The 22,064-nt window shown below is 61.3% G+C and carries 18 protein-coding genes and 2 pseudogenes; 6 read left to right on the plus strand and 14 right to left on the minus strand.

The features are described 5' to 3' along the window. Position 1: 1 nt before the first annotated feature. Positions 2-3,166, plus strand: a complete 3,165-nt coding sequence (emhB, locus tag J3P90_RS19365) for an efflux RND transporter permease subunit EmhB (protein WP_434562726.1) — start codon at positions 2-4, stop codon at positions 3,164-3,166. After that, on the plus strand, positions 3,163-4,620 hold the full coding sequence (gene adeC / locus J3P90_RS19370) for an AdeC/AdeK/OprM family multidrug efflux complex outer membrane factor (protein ID WP_420766763.1): 1,458 nt from the start codon (positions 3,163-3,165) through the stop codon (positions 4,618-4,620). Before emhB ends, adeC begins: the two co-directional genes overlap by 4 nt. Positions 4,621-4,692: 72 nt before the next feature. Here adeC and J3P90_RS19375 read toward each other — a convergent pair whose 3' ends face one another. Further along, positions 4,693-5,049: a DUF6124 family protein gene (locus J3P90_RS19375; protein WP_434562724.1), complete on the minus strand. Its 357-nt coding sequence runs from the start codon at positions 5,047-5,049 to the stop codon at positions 4,693-4,695. Positions 5,050-5,608: 559 nt separating this feature from the next. On the opposite strand from J3P90_RS19375, the pseudogene J3P90_RS19380 reads away from it, so the two are divergent. After that, a pseudogene (locus J3P90_RS19380) lies at positions 5,609-5,695 on the plus strand (nucleoid-structuring protein H-NS); the annotation flags it as partial. Positions 5,696-6,317: 622 nt separating this feature from the next. Continuing rightward, entirely contained in the window at positions 6,318-7,571 is a 1,254-nt protein-coding gene (locus J3P90_RS19385) for an OprD family porin (RefSeq protein WP_434675254.1), read from the plus strand. A 207-nt stretch (positions 7,572-7,778) separates the two neighbouring features. On the opposite strand, the gene pcaC is transcribed toward J3P90_RS19385, so the two are convergent. The 11 genes and pseudogenes from pcaC to pcaR all read right to left on the minus strand — a co-directional run bounded on the left by pcaC (position 7,779) and on the right by pcaR (position 18,793). After that, complete coding sequence (gene pcaC, locus J3P90_RS19390; protein ID WP_030142291.1) at positions 7,779-8,171, minus strand: 4-carboxymuconolactone decarboxylase; 393 nt, start codon at positions 8,169-8,171, stop codon at positions 7,779-7,781. Positions 8,172-8,181: 10 nt separating this feature from the next. Further along, positions 8,182-8,982 carry a 3-oxoadipate enol-lactonase gene (gene pcaD, locus J3P90_RS19395; RefSeq protein ID WP_434675255.1) on the minus strand — a complete coding sequence of 267 codons (801 nt, stop codon included), beginning with the start codon at positions 8,980-8,982 and terminating at the stop codon, positions 8,182-8,184. 12 nt (positions 8,983-8,994) lie between these two features. Further along, on the minus strand, positions 8,995-10,359 hold the full coding sequence (locus J3P90_RS19400; protein ID WP_434675256.1) for a 3-carboxy-cis,cis-muconate cycloisomerase: 1,365 nt from the start codon (positions 10,357-10,359) through the stop codon (positions 8,995-8,997). A 136-nt stretch (positions 10,360-10,495) separates the two neighbouring features. After that, positions 10,496-11,791 (minus strand): MFS family transporter, encoded by a 1,296-nt coding sequence (locus tag J3P90_RS19405; RefSeq protein ID WP_420764458.1) that lies wholly within the window; start codon positions 11,789-11,791, stop codon positions 10,496-10,498. Positions 11,792-12,051: 260 nt separating this feature from the next. Continuing rightward, on the minus strand, positions 12,052-12,618 hold the full coding sequence (gene pcaG, locus J3P90_RS19410) for a protocatechuate 3,4-dioxygenase subunit alpha (protein WP_420764443.1): 567 nt from the start codon (positions 12,616-12,618) through the stop codon (positions 12,052-12,054). Position 12,619: 1 nt separating this feature from the next. Further along, entirely contained in the window at positions 12,620-13,324 is a 705-nt protein-coding gene (gene pcaH, locus J3P90_RS19415) for a protocatechuate 3,4-dioxygenase subunit beta (protein WP_420764442.1), read from the minus strand. 36 nt (positions 13,325-13,360) lie between these two features. Continuing rightward, positions 13,361-14,567: pseudogene (gene pcaF, locus J3P90_RS19420) on the minus strand (3-oxoadipyl-CoA thiolase). Further along, positions 14,564-15,343, minus strand: a complete 780-nt coding sequence (locus J3P90_RS19425) for a CoA-transferase subunit beta (protein WP_420764441.1) — start codon at positions 15,341-15,343, stop codon at positions 14,564-14,566. The pseudogene pcaF and the gene J3P90_RS19425 overlap by 4 nt, the downstream one beginning before the upstream one ends. After that, positions 15,340-16,200 (minus strand): CoA transferase subunit A, encoded by an 861-nt coding sequence (locus J3P90_RS19430; protein ID WP_420764440.1) that lies wholly within the window; start codon positions 16,198-16,200, stop codon positions 15,340-15,342. The genes J3P90_RS19425 and J3P90_RS19430 overlap by 4 nt, the downstream gene beginning before the upstream one ends. A 294-nt stretch (positions 16,201-16,494) precedes the next feature. Then, entirely contained in the window at positions 16,495-17,841 is a 1,347-nt protein-coding gene (locus J3P90_RS19435) for an MFS transporter (RefSeq protein WP_434562714.1), read from the minus strand. Positions 17,842-17,950: 109 nt separating this feature from the next. After that, positions 17,951-18,793, minus strand: coding sequence for a pca regulon transcriptional regulator PcaR (pcaR, locus tag J3P90_RS19440; protein ID WP_420764438.1), 843 nt, complete (start codon positions 18,791-18,793; stop codon positions 17,951-17,953). Positions 18,794-19,356: 563 nt separating this feature from the next. Between pcaR and J3P90_RS19445 the strand changes: the two genes are divergently transcribed. Then, positions 19,357-19,557 (plus strand): hypothetical protein, encoded by a 201-nt coding sequence (locus tag J3P90_RS19445; RefSeq protein ID WP_420764436.1) that lies wholly within the window; start codon positions 19,357-19,359, stop codon positions 19,555-19,557. A 353-nt stretch (positions 19,558-19,910) separates the two neighbouring features. After that, positions 19,911-21,386: an inorganic phosphate transporter gene (locus J3P90_RS19450; protein ID WP_420764435.1), complete on the plus strand. Its 1,476-nt coding sequence runs from the start codon at positions 19,911-19,913 to the stop codon at positions 21,384-21,386. Between the two features lie 248 nt (positions 21,387-21,634). Here the strand turns inward: J3P90_RS19450 and ccoM are convergent, their stop codons facing one another. Beyond that, positions 21,635-21,751, minus strand: a complete 117-nt coding sequence (gene ccoM, locus J3P90_RS19455) for a cytochrome c oxidase subunit CcoM (protein WP_030139315.1) — start codon at positions 21,749-21,751, stop codon at positions 21,635-21,637. A 145-nt stretch (positions 21,752-21,896) separates the two neighbouring features. Next, positions 21,897-22,058, minus strand: coding sequence for a hypothetical protein (locus J3P90_RS19460; protein WP_305496283.1), 162 nt, complete (start codon positions 22,056-22,058; stop codon positions 21,897-21,899). Between the last annotated feature and the right edge of the window lie 6 nt (positions 22,059-22,064).

The raw sequence follows: 22,064 nt of genomic DNA on the forward strand, positions 1-22,064 counted from the left end.
CATGTCGAAATTCTTTATCGACCGTCCGATCTTCGCCTGGGTGATCGCCCTGGTGATCATGCTGGTCGGCGCTTTGTCGATCCTCAAGTTGCCGATCAACCAGTACCCGAGCATCGCGCCGCCGGCCATTGCGATCCAGGTGACCTACCCAGGTGCTTCCGCACAAACCGTGCAAGACACTGTGGTGCAGGTCATCGAGCAGCAGCTCAACGGCATCGACAACCTGCGTTATGTGTCCTCGGAAAGTAACTCCGACGGCAGCATGACCATCACCGCGACCTTCGAGCAGGGCACCAGCTCCGATACCGCCCAGGTCCAGGTCCAGAACAAGCTGAACCTGGCCACCCCGCTGTTGCCGCAAGAAGTGCAGCAGCAAGGCATCCGCGTGACCAAGTCGGTGAAAAACTTCCTGATGGTGATCGGGGTGGTGTCGCGCGACGGCAGCATGACCAAGGACGATCTGTCCAACTACATCGTGTCCAACATGCAGGATCCGATCTCGCGCACTGCCGGTGTCGGCGACTTCCAGGTCTTCGGGGCCCAGTATGCGATGCGGATCTGGCTCGACCCGGCCAAGTTGAACAATTTCAGCCTGACCCCGGTGGACGTCAAAAACGCTATCGCCGCGCAAAACGTCCAGGTCTCGTCCGGCCAACTCGGCGGCTTGCCTGCCCTGCCCGGCCAGCAACTGAACGCGACCATTATCGGCAAGACCCGCTTGCAGACCGCCGAGCAATTCAAGGCGATCCTGCTGAAGGTCAACCCGGACGGCTCCCAAGTGCGCGTTGGCGATGTGGCCGACGTTGGCCTGGGCGGCGAGAACTACAGCATCAGCGCCCAGTTCAATGGCGCACCAGCGTCGGGCCTGGCGGTAAAACTGGCCAACGGTGCCAACGCACTCGACACGGCCAAAGCCCTGCGCAAGACCATTGACGACCTCAAGCCGTTCTTCCCCCAGGGCGTAGAAGTGGTGTTCCCATACGACACCACGCCGGTGGTGAGCGAGTCGATCAAGGGTGTGGTTGAAACCCTGGTCGAGGCGGTCGTGCTGGTGTTCCTGGTGATGTTCCTGTTCCTGCAGAACTTCCGAGCCACCATCATCACCACGATGACGGTGCCGGTGGTGTTGCTGGGTACCTTCGGGATTCTCGCGGCGGCCGGCTTCAGCATCAACACCCTGACCATGTTCGGCATGGTGCTGGCCATCGGCTTGCTGGTGGACGACGCCATCGTCGTGGTGGAAAACGTCGAACGGGTGATGAGCGAAGAAGGCCTGTCGCCCAAGGAAGCCACCAAGAAGTCCATGGGCCAGATCCAGGGCGCCCTGGTGGGTATCGCCCTGGTGCTTTCGGCGGTGCTGCTGCCGATGGCGTTCTTCAGCGGCTCTACCGGCGTGATCTACAAACAGTTCTCCATCACGATCGTCTCCGCGATGGCGCTGTCGGTGTTGGTCGCCCTGATCTTCACCCCGGCCCTGTGCGCCACCATGCTCAAGCCCATTCCGAAAGGCGAGCACGGCACGCCGAAACGCGGTTTCTTCGGCTGGTTCAACCGCACTTTCGACCGTGGCGTCAGGAGCTACGAGCGTGGCGTGGGCAACATGCTCCAGCGCAAGGCTCCGTATCTGCTCGCTTACGTGATCATTGTGGTCGGCATGGTTTGGCTGTTCACCCGCATCCCCACCGCGTTCCTGCCGGAAGAAGACCAGGGCGTGTTGTTTGCCCAGGTACAGACACCGGCCGGCTCCAGTGCCGAGCGCACCCAGGTGGTGGTCGACAAGATGCGTGAGTTCCTGCTGCGTCCAAGCAAGGACGGAGGTGAAGGCGATGCCGTGGCCTCGGTGTTTACCGTGACCGGCTTCAACTTCGCCGGTCGTGGCCAGAGCTCGGGCATGGCGTTCATCATGCTGAAACCGTGGGAGGAGCGTAACGCCGACAACAGCGTGTTCAAGCTTGCCGCTCGCGCCCAGCAGCATTTCTTTACCTTCCGTGACGCAATGGTGTTCGCCTTCGCCCCGCCAGCAGTGCTGGAATTGGGTAACGCCACCGGTTTCGACGTGTTCCTGCAGGACCGCGCCGGCATCGGCCACGACAAGCTGATGGAAGCTCGTAACCAGTTCCTGGGCATGGCGTCCCAGAGCAAGGTCTTGACCCAGGTCCGTCCGAACGGCCTGAACGACGAGCCGCAATACCAGCTCGAGATCGACGACGAGAAGGCCAGCGCGCTGGGCATCACCTTGGCCGATATCAACAACACCCTGTCGATCGCCCTGGGCAGTAGCTACGTGAACGACTTCATCGACCGTGGCCGGGTTAAAAAGGTCTACGTGCAAGGCCAGCCGGGCGCTCGCATGAGTCCGGAAGACCTGAAGAAGTGGTATGTGCGCAACAGCGCCGGGACCATGGTACCGTTCAGCGCCTTTGCCAAAGGCGAGTGGACCTACGGTTCGCCGAAGCTCGCGCGCTACAACGGCGTGGAAGCGATGGAAGTCTTGGGTGCTCCGGCGCCGGGCTATTCCACCGGTGAAGCCATGGCCGAGGTCGAAGCCATCGCCAAGAAGTTACCGGCCGGCGTCGGCATCTCCTGGACAGGCCTGTCGTACGAGGAACGCCTGTCGGGTTCCCAGGCCCCAGCCCTGTACGCGCTCTCGCTGCTGATGGTATTCCTCTGTCTGGCGGCACTGTATGAAAGCTGGTCGATCCCGATCGCCGTCATGCTCGTGGTGCCGTTGGGGATTATCGGTGCCCTGCTGGCCACCAGCCTGCGCGGTCTGTCCAATGACGTGTACTTCCAGGTGGGCTTGTTGACAACGATCGGCCTGGCGGCGAAAAACGCCATCCTGATCGTCGAGTTTGCCAAGGAACTACACGAACAAGGCCGGACCCTGGTGGAAGCCGCCATCGAAGCCTGTAGGATGCGTCTGCGGCCGATCATCATGACGTCCCTGGCGTTCGTCCTCGGCGTCGTCCCGCTGGCGATTTCCACCGGCGCCGGTTCGGGCAGCCAGCACGCCATCGGTACCGGCGTGATCGGCGGTATGCTCACGGCCACCATCCTGGCAATCTTCTGGGTGCCATTGTTCTTCGTGACAGTGTCGTCGTTAGGTCGTCGCAAAAATGCCGACCAGGACAACACTCCTGAAACTTCTAAAGAGGCTGGCCAATGAGCAAGTCGCTACTCTCCCTGACCATCGCCGCGGTCGTGCTCAGCGGTTGCTCGCTGATCCCGGACTATCAGCGGCCCGAAGCTCCGGTCGCGGCGCAGTACCCGCAAGGCCCGGCCTACGAACCGGCCAACGCCCCCGGCCAGGCAGCCGCCGAGCAGGGCTGGAAGCAGTTTTTCCATGACCCTGCGCTGCAACAGCTGATCCAGGTTGCCCTGGAAAACAACCGCGACCTACGGGTCGCTGCGTTGAACATCGACGCCTACGCCGCGCAATACCGCATCCAGCGGGCGGACCTGCTCCCGGCGGTCTCGGCAACCGGCTCCGGCAGCCGCCAGCGCGTGCCGGCACGGGCTTCGCAGACCGGCGAAGCGGCCATCAGCAGTTCCTACTCCGCAACGCTGGGGATCAGCGCCTACGAGTTGGACCTGTTCGGTCGCGTCCGCAGCCTGAGCGAGCAAGCGTTGCAAAGCTACTTCGCCACCGAAGAAGCCCGTCGCAGCACCCAAATCAGCCTGGTGGCCAACGTCGCCAACGCCTATCTGACCTGGCAGGCGGACAAGGAACTGCTCAAGCTGACCCAGGACACCCTGGGCACCTACGAACAGAGCCTGAAGCTGACCTCGCGTAGCGCCGAAGTCGGCGTGGCCTCGGCCCTGGACCTGAGCCAGGCGCGCACCGCGGTGGAAAACGCCCGCGTGCAACTGGCTCGCTACACCCGCCAAGTGGCCCAGGATGAAAACAGCCTGACGCTGCTGCTGGGCACCGGCCTGCCGGCCAACCTGCGCACTCAACCGTTGAGCGATGACCTGCTCAGCGAAGTGCCGGCCGGGCTGCCGTCGGACCTGCTGCAACGTCGTCCGGACATTCTCCAGGCCGAACGCAACCTGCTCGCCGCCAATGCCAACATCGGCGCCGCACGGGCCGCGTTCTTCCCAAGCATCAGCCTTACGGCCAACGCCGGTACCCTGAGCCCTGACCTGTCCGGTCTGTTCAAGGGCGGTTCGGGCACCTGGACCTTCGCGCCGCAGATCAACCTGCCGATCTTCAACGCCGGCAGCCTGCGGGCGAGCCTGGATTACGCCAAGATCCAGAAAGACATCAACGTCGCGCAGTATGAGAAGTCGATTCAGACAGCGTTCCAGGAAGTCTCCGACGGCCTGGCCGCGCGCCAGACCTACAACGAACAGCTGCAGGCCCAGACCGACTTCGTCGCCGCCAACCAGGACTACTACCGCCTGGCCGAGCGTCGCTACCGCATCGGCGTCGACAGCAACCTGACCTTCCTCGACGCCCAACGCCAGTTGTTCAGCGCACAACAATCGCTGATCACCGACCGCCTTGCGCAACTGACCAGCGAGGTCAATTTGTACAAGGCTCTGGGTGGTGGCTGGAATGCCGAGACGGGCAAGCACGAACCGCTGGCGGAAAAAGCGCCGGAGACGAAGTTGTTCTGATTGATGTACTGAAAACAAAAAGCCCACCGAAAGGTGGGCTTTTTGTTGGGGCCTGTTTTTACAACGACAGGGTTAACGCGGGTCGACGATATCCAGCGCTCGACTGGCCAGCAACTCGCTCAAGTCAATCATCTGCGCAACGCCTAGCGCGACATGCCGTCGCGAGCCTCCCAGATCGAACGCCAGGTCGTTGAGCATGGCATTGGCCGAGGCCAGGGTTTCGCTGAGATTTGCCAGTAGACACTCGGTGTCGAGGGTATCGATGACGGTGAACACTTGGGTGGTTGAGGTCTTGGGCTTGGGGTCGGGAGTGGTGCCCAGATGGTAATTGAGTGCTCGGTCTGCGGCTTCTTGGAGTTTTTGTGGATCGGGGTCGTTGTAGGGGAAGGTGGATTCAGGCGTTGGGGGATTTGGTGTTTCTTTGATCATGATGGTGCTCCTAACGAAAATGAGAGCCGCCAGCATCACTTGCAGATGATAGGTGGCAGCTGTATGCGGGTCTGCAAGACCGAGTCGTTAGGCAACCTCGGCAGACTCGAAGGTCTCCCGCACACAGCCACCATAAAACGATGGCACCAAAGCGCCATGGATTATAGGGGCGCGGCTAGGCGCCTAACAAATTCGGCGGGCTTGCAGTCCCGATCGCTGAATTGGCAGCGACACGAAGAACCTAGAGATATCGCTTCCGAGCAGCAACCTTAAAATCTCGTCGGAAAAATCGTTGCGTCTGTCAGACCGGAACAAATCGTGTGGGAACGAGCTTGCTCGCGGGTGGCGGCCTGACGGTCGGCCCTGCTTTTGTTGGCTGGGTACATATCTATTTCTGCGGTAACGGCCGCTGGCGGTTCCGCCCTTACGGCGGCTTACTTTTTTTCAGACGCCAAAAAAAGTAAGCAAAAAAGGCTTCGCCCCACCACTCGGTGCCTCGCCTAGGCTCGGCATGCCCGCACTCCGGCCTTGCTCCGTGGGCCGCCGCGAACGGCCATCCATGGCCCAGCGCGGCTACCTCGGCATCCATGCCGAGGTACCCACTGCGCAAGACCTACGTGCGGCCATCGTGGTTAACGGGGCGCCAAGATCAAGATCAAGATCAAGATCAAGATCAAGATCAAGAACGAGGCGGCCTCTTCGCGAGCGAGCCTGCTCGCGACAGCAATGGCTCTATCACATAGGTGCAGCGAAAGCCCCCGTGCTCTTGCTCTTGCTCTTGCTCTTGCTTTTGATCTGCTTTTGATCTGCTTTTGATCTCGACGCCCCGTTAATCACGATGGCCGAACGCAGGCATTGTGGAGTGGGCATCCCGGCATGGATGCCGGGATAAGGGCGGAACCCTAAGCCGCCGTGACCGCAGCAACGGATATGTACCCGGTCAAAAATTCAGGCCAGCTGTCAGGCCGCCATCGTCGGATCGCCGCCCGGAGCAAGCTCGCTCCCCCAGGGGATTGCGACCATCCATTCGGTTGTTTTGCTGTTCGATAATCGCCCAAAACCCGCAAACAGCAATTGAACCGATCCCGGGCCGCCCTTCACCATCGCTCGCACAAAACCAATAACAACAGGTTCGATGCCATGTCCCCACGCCCTGCACCGTCCGGCTGATCCTCAGTCGCTTTAACAACCTGCCCCCACCGTACCGTTCGCACCCAAAAAATGCGGCAACAACTCGCTTCGTCCACAAAAAATAAGAGACAACGCCCATGAAGCCCACACAGCACTTGTTCCCCAGCCTCATTGCCGTCGCCCTGACCAGCACCGCCCTCCCCGTCCTGGCGGCGGAATCGGGGTTCGTCGAAGATGCCAAAGCCACGCTGAACCTGCGCAACTTCTACATCAACCGCAACTTCACCAACCCGGACAATGCCCAGGGCAAAGCCGAGGAATGGACCCAGAGCTTCATCCTCGACGCCAAGTCCGGCTTCACCCAGGGCACCGTCGGTTTCGGCGTAGACGTGCTGGGCCTGTACTCGGTCAAGCTCGACGGCGGTCGTGGCACGGCCGGCACCCAGCTGCTGCCGGTGCACGACGACGGCCGCCCGGCCGATGACTTCGGTCGCCTGGGCGTGGCCCTGAAGGCCAAGGTCTCGAAGACCGAATTGAAAGTCGGCGAGTGGATGCCAGTGTTGCCGATCCTGCGTTCCGACGATGGCCGTTCCCTGCCGCAAACCTTCCGTGGCGGCCAGGTGACCTCCACCGAGATCAACGGCCTGAGCCTCTACGGCGGCCAGTTCCGCGCCAACAGCCCGCGTAACGACGCGAGCATGGAAGACATGTCGATGAACGGCCGCGGTGCATTCACCTCCGACCGTTTCAACTTCGGTGGCGGCGAATACGCCTTCAACGAAAAACGCACCCAGGTCGGCGTCTGGTACGCGGAACTGTCCGACATCTACCAACAGCAATATTTCAACCTGACCCACAGCCAGCCGATCGGCGACTGGACCCTGGGCGCCAACCTCGGTTACTTCACCGGCAAGGAAGACGGCAGCGCACTGGCCGGCGACCTCGACAACAAAACCGCCTTCGCCATGCTTTCCGCCAAATACGGCGGCAACACCTTCTACGTCGGCCTGCAGAAAGTCGGCGGCGACGATGCCTGGATGCGCGTCAACGGCACCAGCGGCGGCACCCTGGCGAACGACAGCTACAACTCCAGCTACGACAACGCCAAGGAAAAATCCTGGCAACTGCGCCATGACTTCAACTTCGCCGCCGTCGGCGTGCCGGGCCTGTCCCTGATGAACCGCTACATCAGCGGTGACAACGTTCACACCGCCACGGTCGACGACGGCAAGGAATGGGGCAGGGAAAGTGAGCTGGCCTACACGGTGCAGAGCGGCGTGTTCAAGAGCCTCAACGTGAAATGGCGTAATTCGACGATGCGTAGGGACTTCAGTACCAATGAGTTCGATGAGAACCGGTTGATTGTCAGCTATCCGATCAGCCTGCTGTAAAAACCAAAGATGGATGGAGGCTGTACCACCGTCATCGCGAGCAGGCTCGCTCCCACAGGGGACTGGCGGTGGACGTAGATTCAATGGCCGCTGGAGATCATTGTGGGAGCGAGCTTGCTCGCGATGGCGTCATCACATCCAACATCGATGCAAGCTGACCCACCGCTTTCGCGAGCAGGCTCGCTCCCACAGGAATCGAGGTATGCCCTAACCCCGCGACTCGACACCCAGTTCATCCCAGACCGATTCGGCCAAATGGAAGGTGGCATTGGCCGCCGGAATGCCGCAATAAATCGCACTTTGCATGATCACTTCCTTGATCTCACTACGGCTGACGCCATTGTTGGCGGCGGCGCGCAGGTGCAGCTTGAGTTCTTCGTTGCGGTTCATGCCAATCAGCATGGCAATGGTGATCAGGCTGCGGGTATGGCGCGGCAGTCCCGGGCGGGTCCAGATGTCGCCCCAGGCGTGACGGGTGATCATCTCCTGGAATTCGCTGTTGAATTCGGTCAGGGCGTTGAGGCTGCGATCCACGTGGGCATCGCCCAGCACGGCGCGGCGCACTTGCATGCCTTCGTCGTAACGTTGTTTCTCGTCCACAAAAAACTCCTCAGGCCCGGCCAGAATCAAGCAGGAAATCCAGCACCCGCGCGCTGAACGCAGCGCCGGCCTGGACGTTGGACAAATGCGCGGCGCGGAACTCGGCGTATTCGGCCCCATTGACCCGCTCTTGTATAAAATGCCCACCGGACGGCGGTGTTACCGCATCCTCGGTGCCCGCCACAACCAACAACGGCACGCGGATCGACGCCAACTGCTCGCGGAAATCGGCGTCCCGCACCGCCGCGCAGTTTGCCGCATAACCCTGGGGCGAGGTGGCAGCCAGCATGTCGGTGATTTTCTTTACCGTCGCGGGGTGCGCCTCGGCGAAGTCCGGTGTAAACCAACGGCCAATCGACGCGTCACGCAAGGCCACCATCGCCGCCTGGCCGTCACGCAGCACGGTTTCGATGCGCGGGTTCCACACCGACGGGTCGCCGATCTTGGCCGCCGTGTTGCAGATGACCAGTTTGAACAATCGCCCGCCCGCGTTGATTCCCAGCCATTGGCCGATCAGCCCGCCCATGGACAATCCGCAGAAATGCACCTTGTCGATGCTCAAGGCATCAAGCATGGCCAGCACATCGCGCCCAAGCTGTTCAATGCTGTAGGGGCCTTCGGTCACCAACGACTGACCATGACCACGCGTGTCGAAACGCAGCACGCGAAAGTGTTCGCTGAAAGCTTGGATCTGCTCGTCCCACATGTGCAGGTCGGTGCCCAGGGAGTTGGAAAGCACCAGAACCGGCGCGTCTTCCGGCCCGTCCAATCGATAATTCAGATCGCCCTCGGCGAGTTTGACGAATCCCACAACAATCTCCTTTCAGGCTTTCAAGGCAAGGTGTTCGGCCACGGCTCGGGCGACCCAGGTCTGGGCTTGTCCAAGGTAGTGGGCCGGGTCGAGCAGATGATCGAGCTCGGTCGTGGATAGCTGCGCGGTGACCTGAGGTTCGTCCCCCAGCACTTCGCGCAGGTGCCGTTGTTCGGCCACGGCGCGCTTGCAGCATTGTTCGAGCAAATGATGCGCGGTGTCGCGCCCCACACGCTGGGCCAGGACGATGCTCACGGCCTCCGCCAGCACCAGCCCTTGGGTCAACTCCAGGTTACGGGCCATGCGCGACGGATCCACTTCCAGCCCGTCGGCCAGCAGCCGCGCCTGTTGCAGCGCGCCGGATACCAGGCAGCAGATCTCCGGCAGGGTTTCCCATTCGGCGTGCCACAGCCCCAGGCTGCGCTCGTGTTCCTGGGGCATGGCACTGAACAGCGTCGACAACAAGCCCGGCACCCGCGTCGCCGCGCCGATCAGCACGGCCGCGCCCACCGGGTTGCGTTTGTGGGGCATGGTGGACGAACCGCCCTTGCCCGGCGCCGAGGGTTCGAACGCTTCGCCGGCTTCGGTTTGCATCAACAGACTGATGTCACGCCCCAACTTGCCCAGGCTGCCGGCGATCAGGCCCAGCACCGAACCGAACTCCACCAGGCGATCGCGCTGGGTGTGCCACGGCTGCTCCGGCAGGTTCAATTGCAGCTCGGCGGCCAACGCCTCTGCGACTGGCAGCGCGTGCTCACCCAAGGCAGCGAGCGTCCCGGAAGCGCCGCCGAATTGCAGCACCAGCAGGCGCGGCTTGAGTTCGCGCAAGCGTTGGCGACTGCGGGTGATCGCCCCCAGCCAACCGGCGACCTTCATGCCTAGGGTCACCGGCGTGGCGTGTTGCAACCACGTACGCCCGGCCAACGGCGTCGCGGCGTAGCGTTCGGCTTGTCGGGCCAGGCTGTCGGCCAGTTGCGCCAGTTCGTTTTCGATCAGCCCAAGCGCCTGGCGCAGCTGCACCACCAGACCGCTGTCCATCACGTCCTGGCTGGTGGCACCCAAATGCACGTACCGCTCAGCTTCCAGGCTCTGGGTGGCGATGCGCTTGCCCAACGCCTTGACCAGCGGGATCGCCGAATTGCCGGCACTGGCGATCGCTTCGCTCAACGCGCCGAAATCGTACAGGTGGGCGTGGCAGGCGTTCTCGATCGGCGCCACCGCCTCGTGGGGGATCAGCCCCACTCGCGCCTCGGCCCGGGCCAGTGCCGCTTCGACGTCCAGCATGGCCTGCACCCGCCCCGCATCGCAGAACACGTCGCGCATGTCGCGGGCGGTGAAGTAGGCATCGAAGAGCTGATTGCCCGGTCGTTCGCTCATAAACATTCCTTGAGAAAATAGATGCAGTTATGGCGAGGGAGCTTGCTCCCGCTTGAGTGCGAAGCGCTCACAAGAGAGGGCTGCCGCGCAGCCCCAGCGGGGATAAATCCCCTCGCCACGATGAATCAAGCAAGCCTTAAAGATCGTGATGCAAATACGCCGGCTGCTTGGGCAGGCGCAGGCTGAACAGGAACGCCACTACCATCATCACCGTGACATACCAATAAAAGGCGTTCTCCATGCCCTGGGCCTTCAGGCTCAAGGCGACGTATTCGGCCGAACCGCCAAAAATCGCATTCGCCACCGCATACGCCAACCCTACTCCCAGCGCGCGCACTTCCGGTGGAAACATTTCAGCCTTCACCAAACCGCTGATGGAGGTGTAGAAGCTGACGATCGCCAACGCCAACGTGATCAGGACAAATGCCAGGAACGGGCTGCTGATGCTTTTGAGTGTCAGCAGGATCGGCACCGTGCACAGCGCCCCAAGGCCACCGAACCAGAGCATGGAGTTACGCCGGCCAATCTTGTCCGCCAGCATGCCGAACAGCGGTTGCATGCACATGTAGAGGAACAGCGCGCCGGTCATGATGTAGCTGGCGGTCTTGGCGTGCAGCCCGGCGGTGTTCACCAGGTATTTCTGCATATACGTGGTGAAGGTGTAGAAAATCAGCGAACCACCGGCGGTGTAGCCCAGTACGGTAATGAAGGCGGCCTTATGGCTGCGAAACAGTGCTGCGATGCTGCCGGCGTCCTTGTTTTCGCGCATTTCCTTGCTGCTGGTTTCCTTCAGTGAGCGGCGCAGGAACAGGGAAATCACTGCCGCCACGGCGCCAACCACGAACGGAATCCGCCAGCCCCAGGCGCGCAGTTCATCTTCGTTGAGAAACTGCTGCAGGATCACCACCAGAGACACCGCCAGCAGCTGCCCGCCGATCAGCGTCACGTACTGGAACGACGCAAAGAAGCCGCGCTGGCCTTTCAGGGCGACTTCGCTCATATAGGTGGCAGTGGTGCCGTACTCGCCGCCCACCGACAGGCCTTGCAGCAGACGGGCGAGCAACAGCAGCACCGGCGCCCACACGCCGATGTCCTTGTAGGTTGGCAGGCAGGCGATGAGCAACGAGCCGAAGCACATCATCAGCACCGAGATCATCATCGAATTCTTGCGCCCGTGACGGTCCGCCACCCGGCCGAAAATCCAACCGCCGATAGGTCGCATCAGGAACCCGGCGGCGAATACACCGGCGGTGTTGACCAGTTGCACGGTGGGGTTGTCCGACGGAAAGAATGCCGGCGCGAAGTAAATGGCGCAAAAGGCATAGACATAGAAGTCGAACCATTCGACCAGGTTGCCGGATGAGGCACCGACGATGGCAAAGATACGCTTGCTGCGCTCTTCACCGGTGTAGTGGCTGGTTGGGGTGGTCATGATTTTTCACTCGTTGGGGACTGACGACGTCTAGACACACTTCGTAACAGTCCCGTTCCACAAACAGTCTTTCATGCAGTAGCGCCTGTACCAACGCTATCGCGAGCAAGCTCGCTCCCACAGGGCTTGCATCACACCCGTGGCGAGGGAGCTTGCTCCCGCTCGGCTGCGAAGCAGTCGCAAACCAGGCAGCGCGATTGGTCTGACGAAATGCGTCGCAAGCCAGCGGGAGCGAACTCCCTCGCCACCGAGATTTTCACTCAGTAATCGAAGAACACCGTTTCGGCATCCGTGCCCTGCAGGATCACGTTCCACTGGTACACCCCCGACGCATCGGGCTTGGCCACGAGGGTGCCGCGTCGTTCCTGCGGCACGCAGGCCAGCAGCGGGTCGGCTTCGTTACCGGGTTCATCGTCAAAATAGATCCGCGTCAGCAGATGCTTGACCAGCCCACGGGCGAACACCAACACCACCAGGTGCGGGGCTTGGGTCGTGCCGCCCAGCCCCGGCACGGTGCCGGGCTTGATGGTGGTGAAACGAAAACGTCCCTCGGCATCCACCGGTACCCGACCAAAACCGTCGAAATGCGGGTCGAGGGGTTTGTCCTGGTCGTCTTCCGGGTGGGCGTACTTGCCGGCCGCGTTGGCCTGCCAGACTTCCAGCATCGCGTCGTTGACGAACTGACCATTGCCATCGACCACCTGCCCGGTGATCGCCACCCTTTGGCCGAGGGTCTGCTCGTCGGTCAGGTCTTCGCGGTTCAGCCAGGTCAGGCCGATGTGGTAGTAAGGCCCGACGGTGTGGGAAGTAGTGGCGTTGAGCGTCATCTTATTTCTCCATCGGCGTGGCATCGCGGCCGCGCAAGACGATGTCCCAGCGATAACCGAGGGCGTAGTGAGGGACGGTTTTTTCCAGGTCGAACCGGGCGATCAAGCGTTCCTTGGCACTGGTGTCCGGCACGCAGTTATAGATCGGGTCGTATTCCAGCAACGGGTCGCCGGGGAAATACATCTGCGTCACCAGGCGCGTCAGGATGCTCGGCCCGAACAGTGAGAAGTGGATATGCGCCGGGCGCCAGGCGTTGTGGTGATTGCCCCACGGGTAGGCGCCGGGCTTGATGGTCTGGAATTGATACCAACCGTCGGCGTCGGTGACGGTGCGACCGGTGCCGGTGAAGTTCGGGTCCAGCGGCGCGTCATGGTTGTCACGGTCGTGATTGTAGCGTCCGGCGGCGTTGGCCTGCCAGATCTCCACGAGAACGCCCGGCACCGGCTCGCCGTGCTCATCCAGCACGCGCCCATGAATGATGATCCGCTCGCCGAGCGGCTCGCCAGTGTGCTGGGCGGTCAGGTCGTGGTCCTTCTCCTGAATGCGATCTGCGCCCACAGTCGGGCCGGTGATTTCCGACAGCGAATGAGGCAGATACACCAAAGGTTTCGACGGCGAACGCAGGTTGGTGGACTGGTACGACGGGTGCAGGTATTCCGGCTGGGTGCCCACTTGAGGGCGGCGGTAACCAGGCTTGTCAGTCATGAAGCATTCCTCGGTTTCTTATTAGTGAAACGACCGTCACACGCGTTCGATCGCCAGCGCCAGACCTTGGCCGACCCCAACACACATGGTCGCCAGGCCTTTCTTGCCGCCGGTCTTTTCCAGATGATGCAATGCGGTCAGTACCAACCGTGCCCCGCTCATGCCCAGCGGGTGGCCCAGGGCGATGGCGCCACCGTTCGGGTTGACTTGCGGCGCATCGTCCGCCAGCCCCAAGTCCCGCAGTACCGCCAAGCCTTGGCTGGCAAAGGCTTCGTTAAGCTCGATCACGTCAAAATCGGCGACGGCCATTCCCAGGCGCTCGGTGAGCTTGCGCACCGCTGGCACCGGGCCGATGCCCATCACCCGGGGCGCCACCCCGGCACTGGCCATGCCCAGCACTTTGCCCCGAGGCGTCAGGCCATGTTTTTTAACCGCCTCTGCAGACGCCAGGATCATCGCGGCCGCGCCGTCATTCACACCCGAGGCGTTGCCGGCGGTGACGGTTTTGTCCGCGCCGTTGACCGGCTTGAGCTTGCTCAGGGTCTCCAGCGTGGTGTCAGCCCGTGGATGCTCGTCCTGCTCGACCACGGTTTCACCTTTTTTGTGGGCGATGCGCACCGGCACGATTTCCTCGGCAAAAAAAACCGGCCGCCTGGGCCGCTGCCGCCCGCTGCTGGCTGCGCACGGCGAAGGCGTCCTGGTCGGCGCGGGAGACAACATGGTCGTCGGCCACGTTATCCGCCGTCTGCGGCATCGCGTCCACGCCGTACTGGGCTTTCATCAAAGGGTTGATGAAGCGCCAGCCGATGGTGGTGTCTTCCAGTTTCATGTTGCGGGAAAACGCCGCGTCGGCCTTGCCCATCACGAACGGCGCACGGGACATCGACTCCACGCCGCCAGCAATCGCCAGTTCCATCTCGCCGCTGGCGATGGCGCGGAACGCGGTCCCGATAGCATCCATGCCCGAAGCGCAGAGGCGGTTGAGGGTCACGCCGGGAACACTTTCAGGGAGGCCCGCCAACAGCAGCGCCATGCGCGCGACGTTGCGGTTGTCCTCGCCGGCCTGGTTGGCGCAGCCGAGGAATACCTCGTCCACTGCATTCCAGTCCACGGATGGGTTGCGCTCCATCAATGCCTTGATCGGCACGGCGGCCAGATCATCGGCACGCACGGCGGCCAGGCTGCCGCCGAACCGGCCGATGGGGGTTCGAATCGCATCACAGATAAAAACGTCGCGCATCAGGCTTCTCCCGGTGTCTGCCCGTGGGCCGCCGCAGTGCGGGCCTCGAGGTCACGCAGTGCGCGCAGCTCCACCTCGGTCGGCTCGGCGGTGGTCTGCACCTGGTCGGCGAAGCGGATCGCCCACCCGGTGGCCGCGATCACTTGCTCGCGAGTCACGCCAGGGTGCAGCGAGGTGACCACGAACTCATGACTGCCGGCTTCCGGCTCCATGATGCACAGGTCGGTGATAATCCCCACCGGCCCGGCACCCGGCAAGCCAAGGCGCTTGCGCGAATCGCCACCTTCGCCGTGACCGACCGAGGTGATGAAATCCAGCTTGTCGACAAACGAACGGGCCGACTGCTTGAGGATGATCAGCACACTCTTGGCGGAACCGGCAATTTCCGGCGCGCCACCCGCGCCGGGCAGGCGGACTTTCGGCTGATGGTAGTCACCCACCACCGTGGTGTTGATGTTGCCAAAACGGTCGACCTGGGCCGCACCGAGGAAACCGACGTCGATACGCCCCCCTTGCAGCCAGTAGCGGAAAATCTCACCGGTCGGTACGACAGTGTCCGCGGTTTCCGCCAGCTCACCGTCGCCGATGGACAGCGGCAATACGCTGGGCTTGGCACCGATCGGACCGGACTCGTAGATCAGCACTACATCGGGTGACGAAGTCAGCCGTGCCAGATTGGCCGCTTTCGACGGCAAACCGATGCCCACGAAGCACACGGCATTGTTCTTCAACCGCCGCGCCGCCGCGACCGTCATCATCTCATTGGTGGAATAGGTCATGGTTTCACCTGCGAAGCGGCTGCGAGCCGGGCCTGGAACTCACTGAAATCCTGGGTGCCGCGAATGTATTCGTCGATCCAAGCGCTAAACGTATCGCGATCCCGGGCGATGGGGTCCCACGCTTGGTAGAAACGATTATCTCGCTCGGTATAACCGTGGGCGTAGGACGGATGGGCGCCGCCGGGCACATGGCACACGGCGCTCAACGCCCAGGTCGGCAGCACGCAGGCGTTCATCGGCGCATTCAGGTCATCGACGATTTCTTCCACGGTGACGATGCAGCGCTTGGCGGCCAGGGCGGCTTCTTTCTGCACGCCGAGGATGCCCCACAGCAGCACGTTTCCTTTGCGGTCGGCTTTCTGAGCGTGGATCACCGTGACGTCCGGGCGCACCGAAGGCACGGCGGCCAACACCTCACCGGTAAAGGGACAGGTCACGCTCTTGATCAGCGGGTTGACCTTCGGCAGGTCGGAACCCGCGTAGGCCCGCAGCACCGCGAACGGTAGGCCGGAGGCACCGGCAACGTAGGCATTGGCCAGGTCTGCGTGGCTGTGCTCCTCGATTTCCAGCGGATGCGGCCATTGCTTTTCCACTGCGTCACGCAACCGGTGCAACGAGCCCACGCCAGGGTTGCCGCCCCAGGAGAAAATCAGCTTGCGAGCACAACCGGCTCCGATCAACTGGTCATAGATCAGGTCGGGCGTCATGCGCACCAGCGTCAGGTCTTTCTTGCCCTGACGGATGATTTCATGACCCGCCGCTGTCGGGATCAAGTGGGTGAAGCCTTCGAGCGCGACGGTATCGCCGTCGTTGACGAACTGCTTCACCGCATCGTGCAGCGAAAGGATTTCAGCCATGGGGCAGGCTCCCGTTTTCCAGTAGACCGACATGAATAAGGCGCGAGATTAGGCGCCGGAATGACTGAAGATTAAGCTTCGGGATGAGGGCAAAACAATCCGATAATCGACAGAGCGTTCGTTTATCGAACAGATTGTTGCTTGGCTATCTATTTATCAGGACACAGCAAATTCCCTGTGGGAGCGAGCTCGCTCGCGATAGCGACGTATCAACTTGCATCAATGTTGACTGACCCACCGCCATCGCGAGCAAGCGCGCTCCCACAGGTCTTTTACAGGCTCAAACTCTATGGCTCAGGTTGCGTCCGCATGGCTGACCATGCCCTTGATCACCACTGCCACGGTCGCCAGGGCCGCCGGGATCACCAACGCGGTCAGGACCTGTTCGAAGTTCCAGCCCAGCCCCAGCAGGGTCGCGCCCATCCAGGCCCCGAGAATCGCCCCGAAGCGACCTATGCCCAGCATCCAGGAAACACCGGTGGCCCGGCCCTGGGTCGGGTAGAAGCGCGCCGCCAGGGACGGCATCGCCGATTGGGCGCCGTTGACGCACATGCCCGCCACCAGCACCAAGGTGGCAAGCAGGGTGATGTTGCCCAGACTCTGCCCTACCGCATAGGCAAACAGCCCTGCCAACAGATAGAAAATGCCGATGACCTTGTGCGGATTGAACCGATCCATCGCCCAGCCCACGCCAACGGCGCTCAATACCCCACCGAACTGGAACAGCGCGCCGATGAACGCCGCCTGCTCCATGCTCGCGCCGCTGTCACGCATCAGGGTCGGCAACCAACTGGTCAGGAGATAAACGATCACCAGGCCCATGAAATACGTGAGCCACAGCAACAAAGTGCCGGCGCTGTAAGTGCCCGAGAAAATCACCGCCAGCACGTTGCGCGCCTTCACGGTTGTCTGCTCCGGCACGCTGAAGCTGGACGCCTGGGCGATAGTCGTTGGGTCAATCGGCGCCAGGGTCTTGCGCACTTTGTCGGTGCCACGGTTACGCACAACCAGGTAACGCGCGGACTCCGGCAACCAGAACACCAGCACGACCGCGAGTATCAGCGGCAGAACGCCGCCAATCAGCAGGAGGCTGTGCCAGCCAAATGCCGGGATCAACTTGGCCGAGATGAACCCGCCGCCGGCCATGCCGAGGTTGAAGCCACAGAACATGCTGGTCACCAGCAGGGATTTCTTGCGCTCCGGGGTGTATTCCGACAGCAGAGTGGTGGCGTTCGGCATGCCGGCGCCCAATCCCAGGCCGGTCAGGAAGCGCAGCACCAGCAATTGATCGACATTGGTACAGAACGCCGAGGCCAGGCTGAACGCGCCAAACAACACGACCGCGCCGACCAATACGAGTTTTCGTCCAAAGCGATCGGCCAACGGGCCGGAGCCCAGGGCGCCGAAGACCATGCCGATCAGCGCGGCACTCATGACCGGGCCAAGGCTGGCCCGGTCGATGCCCCAATCCTGGGACAACGCCGGCGCGATGAAACCCATGGCCGCGGTATCGAGGCCATCAAGGAAGACGATCAGGAAACAGAGAATGACCACGCGCCACTGATAGCGTGAGATCGGTTGAGCGTTGATGAAGGACTGCACATCGAGGCAGGTGCCTACGGAAGTCTGGGGCTGATTCATTTTATTTTTATTCCACGCAAGAGACGCCAGATGACGCTGCGCGACATTAATGAGGCCGGGCAAATACCGTCAATTCATCGCAGCCGAGTGTGTGCGTTTATCGAACAGCTTAAGAAAACAACTGTGCGCTCAAGTCGCGGCTGGCCCCCAGCAGACCTGGCAGGAAACGTTGCTCCAACTCATTGCGGCTGACCCGCCCGGCATGCGTGCTGACATTCAGGGCCGCGACTACTTGACCCGACGCGTCATAGACCGGCACGGCAATCGAGCGCAACCCCTGCTCCAGCTCCTGATCGACGATGCACCACCCTTGCTGCCGGACCTGATGCAAGCATTCAAGCAGGGCCTCGGGCGTATGCAGGGTCCTGCTGGTCTTGGCCTGAAGGTCGGCATGGTCGAGGTAATCTCGCAGCGAAGCGTCGTCCAGGGCCGCCAGCAGGATCCTGCCCATGGACGTGCAATACGCCGGCAGGCGGCCGCCGACGGACAGGTCCACGGAAATCAGCCGCTGGGTGGTCGCCGACCGGGCGATGTAGAGGATATCGTCGCCTTCGAGCGTGGCCATGTTGCAGGCCTCGTGCAGCTGTTCGCTCATGCGGTCCAGATAAGGCTGGGCGGACACGGCCAGCGGCGTCGATGACAAATAGGCGTGGCCCAGCGTCAGTACTTTGGGCAGCAATGAATAGGTACGCCCATCGGTGGTCGCATAGCCAAGCTTGATCAAGGTATACAGGCAACGGCGGACGGCGGCGCGGGGGATTTCCGTGCGATGGCTGATCTGCGCGATGGTCAGGTGCCGCTTGCGCTCCTGGAAAGCCTGGACCACGGCAAGGCCCCGGGCCAGCGAGGTCATGAAATCCGGGTCACCCGTCATGGCCTGGATCCGCTTGGCCGGCGAGGCGACGATCGGTGGCGCGACTGACGTAAAGGCGTTGCGCAATTGGTCGTTCATGTCAGGTCCTCGGAAATTGACGACTATTACAAGCGGCTGCCCGGCCGACAGACAAGCACCTGGCGATCAAGACCGTTCGATTATCGAACTGGCGACCGATAATCGCAATCCATGCATCAGCTCTTCATCTAGCCATGCTCCTAAATATCGCCCACTCGGGTATGGAAATAACAAAGATGGGCCGTGACGGGTTGCAACGAACGAGGCTCAATATGGAACTTGTGGTACGTGTTGAAACTCTGTTGACACAACTTGCACATACAAACATTGGTTCACACAAGGCAACCGAACGTTTTAACTTTAGCGATAGTGTTATTCAGATGGACCGCTATAATGCGCTCAGTGACGGCGCGGCCAATCGGCCAGTCCCCGTCCGCGGGCACGACAGTTCTAACTGTCATGTCGGCAACCGGTGCGTGAAGCATCGATGACCGCTTCCTCTGTGTCGGCAATAACCCGAAGCCCTGATGCTACGTCAGCTGTCAGCTCTGGTGCCGTGGCCGTCTGCATGACTGCATGCAGTGCGTATCACCAGATTAATTTTCAATTCATTAGGTAATACTGTGACGAAAGAAGAACTGCGCGCGGAACTTGAGCGCCAGGAACAACGTTACAAGGAAGTCTACGGCGGGGAAATCACCACCTACGCCGCGCAACCCGAACCGGAACGCAAACCTTGGCGCAAACGCGCCACCGTCCAGGACCAGGCTTTCAGCCAGGAACTTCAAAAGATGGAAAAAGAGCTCAAGTCCGAAGAAGGATGACGTCGCGCACTTGATGTTGTTACGGGCCGTGTCCGGTCGCCACCCAGGCCGGACACGGCAGCGGACGCCCGCCAAAAGTGGGCCGCTTCAACTCACCAGCCATCGGTCGGGTAACCGTAACGACTGCTCGTCCTTCAGATTTTTTCTTCCGACGATCCCGGCGCGAGGCGAACACGCCAACAGAGCTTTCATCCTTGTAAACAAAGGCTTGCAGCCTCCTGGCGCCCCTCGAAAAAGACAGCCTGCACCCCGGTCGCTTAGCAGAAGATTGTTACCGATGAGCAGGCAATGCATCGATTTGCGAGGTTTTCTGGCATAATCGCGCCCCCTTATGACCGGGTCAGAAAACCTTCATGATCGATTTATTCAGCGGACTGGATGCTTGGGTGCTCGTGAGCCTCTTGCTCGCCCTGGCTTTTGTCCTCGCCTTCGAGTTCATCAACGGCTTTCATGACACCGCTAACGCGGTTGCCACTGTTATCTACACCAAAGCCATGCCGCCTCATCTGGCGGTGTTCTTTTCCGGCGTGTTCAATTTCCTCGGCGTGTTGCTGGGCGGTGTGGGGGTGGCGTATGCCATCGTGCACTTGCTGCCCGTGGAACTGTTGATCAACGTGAACACCGGCCACGGGTTGGCCATGGTGTTCTCACTGCTCGCGGCGGCCATCACCTGGAACCTGGGCACGTGGTACTTCGGTATCCCGGCTTCCAGCTCCCACACCCTGATCGGCTCGATCCTTGGCGTCGGCCTGGCCAACGCATTGATCAATGACATTGCGCTGCGCGATGGCGTGAATTGGCAGAAGGCAATCGACATCGGTGCTTCCCTGGTGTTCTCGCCCATGGCCGGCTTCCTGATCGCCGCCCTGGTGTTGATCGGCCTGAAATGGTGGCGTCCGTTGTCGAAGATGCACAAGACGCCGGAACAGCGCCGCAAGATCGACGACAAGAAACACCCGCCATTCTGGAACCGCCTGGTGCTGGTGATTTCGGCCATGGCCGTCAGCTTCGTCCACGGTTCCAACGACGGCCAGAAAGGCATCGGCCTGATCATGCTGGTGCTGATCGGGATCGTCCCCGCGCAGTTCGTACTCGACCTGAACAGCACGACCTACCAGATCGAGCGTACCCGCGACGCGACCCTGCACTTGAGCCAGTTCTACAAGCGCAACAGTGAATCCCTCGGCGAATTCCTGGCCTTGGGCAAGAGTGTCGAAGGCGATCTGCCGGAGAAATTCCGTTGCAACCCGCAACAGACCGAACCGACCATCAACGCGCTGCTCGATACGCTCAAAGGCGTGGCGGACTACCACTCGCTGCCTTCGGAAAGCCGTATCGAAGTGCGTCGCTACCTGCTCTGCCTGGACGACACGGCGAAAAAGGTCGGCAAGCTGCCGGGTTTGGCGGCTCGTGAGAAAGACGACCTGAACAAGCTGCGCAAGGACCTGACCGCGACCACCGAATACGCGCCGTTCTGGGTGATCCTGGCGGTTGCCCTGGCGCTGGGCCTGGGCACCATGGTCGGCTGGAAGCGCGTGGTACTGACCATCGGCGAGAAGATCGGCAAGCAAGGCATGACCTACGCCCAAGGCATGTCGGCCCAGATCACCACCGCTTGCATGATTGGCGCGGCGAACGTCTTCAGCCTGCCGGTTTCCACCACCCATGTACTGTCTTCCGGCGTGGCGGGCACCATGGTCGCCAACAAGAGCGGCCTGCAAGGCGGTACGGTGAAGACCATCCTGCTGGCCTGGGTGCTGACCTTGCCGGCAACGGTGGCCCTGTCGGCGGCGCTGTTCTGGCTGGCGTCCAAGGCCATCAGCGGCTGAGTCTCTGGCAGTTATGAAAAAAGGTGCGTTCCTTGCGGTTCGCACCTTTTTTCATGCCCAGCCACCTGTGGGAGCGAGCTTGCTCGCGATGGCGGTGGGTTAGCCAACACAGGTATCTACAGGCATACCGCTATCGCGAGCAAGCACGCTCCCAAAATAGTTTTTATGGGAAACCGGAACATTTGCCAAAAAAAAGGGCGACCGAAGTCGCCCAAAATGCCTTGCGTGCTCGCTGTCGCTGAAAAGGCCTACGGCTTCTTGCGCTTGTGCGCATCTTTCCAGATGAATAATCCAAAACCTGCGAAAAACACGAACATGAGGCCGACCGTCAACACACCGGCAAACACCACATTATCGATAAACATGACTGGCCTCCTGGTCTTGCCCCTGTTTCGTTGGAGCCAAGTTAACCAATCGGGCCCGGATGAAAATTGACCGGAATCAATACCGCTCGCGACGGAGCGAAATGAAGAGGGAATAATTGATTTGGATCAATGAATCGAGGGGAGCTCAGCGCTTTTTCGGTTTGTTTTTCGGTTTTTTCTTTGGCTTGCCCAGCGGCATGGCCTGCTCGAAAGCCTGGCGAACTTCATTGAGGCGTTTTTCGTTGAGGTCGTGAACGCGCTTGGCGCGCTCAGCGCCCAGGTCAATCAGCTTGTCTTCTTGGCTCATGGTGTG

The organism is Pseudomonas sp. D3-10, assembly GCF_051132175.1.
Classification (GTDB): domain Bacteria; phylum Pseudomonadota; class Gammaproteobacteria; order Pseudomonadales; family Pseudomonadaceae; genus Aquipseudomonas.